The following is a 4,306-nucleotide window of genomic DNA, read 5'->3' as shown; positions in this document are numbered from 1 at the left end:
GCAGAGGAAAATATAAAATGCTCGGATTAATGCTTCTGGGTCGATGAATTCAAATACTCGTCTTGTGACTTAAAGGAATTGTTTGCCGCAACGGCAAGCTTTTACTTAGATCTTGCCTATGCTGTCATTGATGGAGTTCAAACCAGAGGATAAAAAGCTAACTACAGCGTACAACGTATCATATTTAACTCTCATTCTTCTGCTTAACTGTTTGTTACATACTTGTAAATTTTCCCCACGACTTACTTAATCAGCCCAGGGTAAGTCTGCTTTTCTACTTTTACTGCCACAGCCGCAAACGCTTTTTGACCACAGTAAACACAATTTTCTGGGCGTAAGATTTCATAACGATCTACTCTGCCAAAGCCTTTACGAGTCTTACCTTGATGTCCTGGCTGTCCACCTGGTTTCTTTTTGGGCTGATTTGATTCTTCTTTTGGAGGTGATGTTTTGTTTTCGCTCTTTTTCAAAATGTCACTAGACGGTGGTTTCGACGAATTAGAGCTATCTAAATCTCGACTAACTTTTAAACGTTCTATTTCTTGCTGTAGTTCTACAATGATTTTCTGTAACTCACGTATTACCTTGCTCTGCTCAATAATTATCTCTACCAGTTGTTCTTTTGATAACTGGTTCAAGCTTTCTCGATCTAACTCTTGAGGCAGGTTTTGTTTCATATTTGTGATACTCTCCCTCAAGTGTTCCTTTTGTCAATACTCTTTTACCTGAATCCTTACGAAAATGCAATAGTATTCAAAACATATAACTAACAATTAAGTAGACAGTTAGGAAAGTTAAGACAGTTAAGACAGTTAAGAAATCAATTGCCAAAAAGTAACGTTGTTCACAAAAATTTATTTAATAAATAGTACTTATAGAATTAAATATTCAGATAAATATATTGACTATCAAACCTAAATAAACTATCTTTTTTAAAAGTGACCATAAATTATGAATATTTGTGCAATCTGGAAGTTTTCTATGATTGCAATGAATTATAATTTTGAATAAATTTTAAGTCGATAAAGGTTTAGCAATTTTATTTAACACTAAGAACTAAAAAATCAAGCCACTACTTATGGGATGCACAATGTTTTTTTTGCCCGTTCTTCAGACCGATATAGTGATAACTTTGAGTTTGGCATCAATGAATCAGGAAACCTAGATATATATATTGATGAGAAGGTTGAGAAGGTTATCAAAACCTTTGGTAATGGAGAATTAACTGTCGGACAATGGCACTTCTTTGCTATTGTTTTTAATCGGGGTCAACTGACTATACACCTTGATGAGCATGAGTATTTTGGCTATTTGACAGGTGACTCTTTAAACAAAGCAACTAGTCCTGTAACTCTGGGTGCAACTTTACACAACAGCATATATTTCACAGGTCAATTAGCTCACATTAGCGTCTGGAACTACGCCTGTCCTCCAGTGGAAATCCAGAGACATCGTTCTGAGGCTCTAGTCAAAAATGAACAAGGATTAGTAGCTTATTGGATTTTAAACGAAGGAGAAGGGACAACCGTAAAAGACCAGACTGAAAATACTCATAATGGAACTTTGCATGGTAATCCAAGTTGGGGTTTAGCACAAATAGCATTTGGAATTACACAACTATCGAACCAGAGCCAGACAACAAGCAATTCTCAACAAGAGAACCAGTCAGTTGCAGAGGTTTCTGCCATTGAACTAACCGCTGTTGAAGCCGACTTGCAGCAATCTATTGAGGTTCCCCAGATGTACAAAACGACGTTCTCGCAACTCCCACTCTCGCAGCCGCAACCACAAAACGAGGGTAGGGAAAAAAAGAGACAAAGAGGCAGAGCGAAAATGACAACATTCAAACTCCGCAACCAAAGGAGGACAAAGCCGAAATAGCCCAAACAACCCAAAGTCAAGTTTCAACCAATATCCAACAACCACTATTAACTCAGGAGCGATCGCAAAAAACTATGATTACCACAGCCAATCCTAGATATAAAATTCTTGCCATTGATGGAGGCGGTATTCGGGGCATTATCCCAGCATTAATCTTAGCAGAAATTGAAAAGCGCACAAAAAAACCGATTTTTAGTTTATTCGATTTAATTGCAGGCACTTCAACTGGAGGAATTTTAGCACTAGGATTGACTAAACCCCAATTAAGTTTAGATCCATCTATACCCCAGAGTGAGCCACAAGCTCAGTACACTGCCGAACAGCTGGTCAAATTATATGTCGAGTATGGGGCTGAGATATTTTACGAGCCATTTTTTGAACATATGCTTGGCCCGATTGAAGATATGTTTACTCAACCCAAATATGCTTCTGACGGCAGAGAGGAAATTATCGACAAATATTTTGGTAATGCCCCTCTAGAAAATAATCTTAAAGAAGTTTTCGTTATTAGCTACGATATCGAGCAGCGAATTCCGATATTCTTTACAAACAAAATCGAAAAACAACAGATAGAATCTAAAAGGTTTCGTAAGGTAAGTGTTGGCTTTACGCTCAAAGATGCGGCAATGGCAACTAGTGCAACACCGACTTATTTTCCTCCCTATCGAGTTGCAACTTCTCATAATCCTAGTGGCTTCTATAATTTAGTAGATGGAGGATTAGTTGCTAATAATCCCGCTTCCTTGGCAATTACAGAAGCAAAAATTACTAGACAAGCTCAAAAAGCAGTCCTACATACTAATGATATATTGCTAGTCTCCTTGGGTACAGGTTCTCTAACAAGTGTCTACAAATATAACGATGTGAAAAATTGGGGACAATTGCAATGGGTAAAACCTCTTTTAAACATTGTTCTGGACGGTGGTAGTGAAGTTGTAGCTGCCGAATTAGAACACTTATTTGAGTCTAATGACAAAGAAATCAGAGGCTCTTATTATCGGTTTCAAACATTCCTAACAGGTGAGTTGGAAGACATAGATAATGTCAAGTCAGAAAATATTCGTCAGCTACAAACTATAGCCCATCGACTGATTACAGAAAAAAGTCAACAAATCGATGAGTTATGTAGTATTTTGTCAGCCTGAAAAAGAGGCAAGGGAGCAGGGAGCAGGGAGCAGGGGGAGGGGGGAATTAAAAACTCTTGACTCAGCACTCAACACTGAGTTTTGTAAAAGGAAAAATTAGTCTCCATCTCGATTAAGTACTAAGCTAGCAAATAGGGGTGAGTCGATTCTAGTACGCTTAATCAAGATTTAACCAATCATGTAAGAATTTGAGGTAATTCCAATGAATGAAGTCGTTAAAAAAATCGCTGCTTTGGGTCTTCCTGGCATACTTCTGGTGATTGCAATCTCTGCATCAGGGATGGCGGGTGGTGCTGCCGTTGTCGCTGCCCTCGCGGGTTTGGGAGGCCCGTTTGGCATCATCGGCGGTTTAGGTGTGCTAGGTTTGACAACGCTTGTAGGAGAAGCTATAGCGGGATTTGGAATTGAAGCAGTTCTCAAGAACATTTATACAGAACGCCGTAAAACCGAATCTGTGAGATATCTCCTCAAAGAAATTAAGGATTTACCCATTACAGAGGATCTAAAACTCAAACTGAAAAATGAACTTAACCCAACAATCACTGAGAATTTTGAAGAGGTTCAGCCGCCAAAAACAATTTAAATCGTCGAGGAATGATTTCACGGTTGCATTAGTTGAGATTCCAGACAAAAGGTTACTAAATTAATTAAGCGCGATCGCATTTGATTAATTTCAAAAAATAAAATGGCCTCTGAGTCCGATTGTACCGGATTAAACCCTTAAAGGCCATTATTCAAAATCATTCAATAGGCTACTTCTGTCTCTTTTGCATTAAGTTACAAAGTTCTGCATTTTGTAACTCACTAGCTAGAAAAAGGAAATTGGAAATAGGGAGTAAGATAAGAAACCTTTTTCAAGTTTGTTTGTGAAATTTTTCTGTGATTAGTTGACTTGAAAACTGCTGTAATATCAAATCCCAAACAAAAAAATATCTTTTGCGATATAAAAATAAATATTTTTACTACTAATGAAAATAAAATGAATACACAACATTTATTAAAACACATCTCTCAGCAAAAAATTGTTATTGCAGCAACATTTACCACCGAATCAATTGAAGATTCCCTGTCATATTGGCTCCAAGAAATAGAAGTTCCTTATGCAATAGAATTTGCTCCTTACAATCAGGTATTTCAATAACTGCTGAATCCCGCTAGCCTTTTAATTACCCCTCTTCTGTCACTTCCCGGCAGGGCGATCGCTATAAGCCTTATGAGGCAATCAATATCCCTCTTCTGTCACTTTCCGGGTATTCTAAATAAAAGGACTAAAAGAAAAA

Annotated in this window: 4 protein-coding genes and 1 pseudogene; 4 read left to right on the top strand and 1 reads right to left on the bottom strand. The window is 37.6% G+C overall.

Annotated features, from left to right (window positions below; all coding sequences use genetic code 11):
* Positions 1-245 precede the first annotated feature (245 nt).
* Positions 246-677 (bottom strand): annotated as a pseudogene (locus tag RM368_RS31610) (DUF6444 domain-containing protein); the annotation flags it as partial.
* A gap of 406 nt (positions 678-1,083) precedes the next feature.
* Between RM368_RS31610 and RM368_RS38925 the strand changes: the two are divergent.
* From RM368_RS38925 to RM368_RS31595, 4 genes are all read left to right on the top strand, one after another.
* Positions 1,084-1,881 (top strand): LamG domain-containing protein, encoded by a 798-nt coding sequence (locus RM368_RS38925; RefSeq protein WP_416212276.1) that lies wholly within the window; start codon positions 1,084-1,086, stop codon positions 1,879-1,881.
* Between the two features lie 74 nt (positions 1,882-1,955).
* Positions 1,956-3,026, top strand: coding sequence for a patatin-like phospholipase family protein (locus RM368_RS38920; protein WP_416212275.1), 1,071 nt, complete (start codon positions 1,956-1,958; stop codon positions 3,024-3,026).
* A 202-nt stretch (positions 3,027-3,228) separates the two neighbouring features.
* The gene (locus tag RM368_RS31600) at positions 3,229-3,609 is read left to right on the top strand and encodes a hypothetical protein (RefSeq protein ID WP_322697712.1); all 381 of its coding nucleotides are present in this window, start codon (positions 3,229-3,231) and stop codon (positions 3,607-3,609) included.
* Between the two features lie 309 nt (positions 3,610-3,918).
* On the top strand, positions 3,919-4,167 hold the full coding sequence (locus RM368_RS31595) for a hypothetical protein (RefSeq protein WP_322697711.1): 249 nt from the start codon (positions 3,919-3,921) through the stop codon (positions 4,165-4,167).
* Positions 4,168-4,306: the final 139 nt, after the last annotated feature.

It is taken from the genome of Nostoc sp. DedSLP03, assembly GCF_034530815.1.
In the GTDB taxonomy this organism is placed as follows: domain Bacteria; phylum Cyanobacteriota; class Cyanobacteriia; order Cyanobacteriales; family Nostocaceae; genus Nostoc.
The sequence above is the reverse complement of the archived record's forward strand: the minus strand, read 5'-3'. Positions and strand labels throughout refer to the sequence as shown.

Bases quoted from the DNA above. Each gene is read 5' to 3' on its own strand.
- RM368_RS38925 (WP_416212276.1), top strand. From the start codon at position 1,084: ATGCACAATGTTTTTTTTGCCCGTTCTTCAGACCGATATAGTGATAAC.
- RM368_RS31600 (WP_322697712.1), top strand. From the start codon at position 3,229: ATGAATGAAGTCGTTAAAAAAATCGCTGCTTTGGGTCTTCCTGGCATA.
- RM368_RS38920 (WP_416212275.1), top strand. From the start codon at position 1,956: ATGATTACCACAGCCAATCCTAGATATAAAATTCTTGCCATTGATGGA.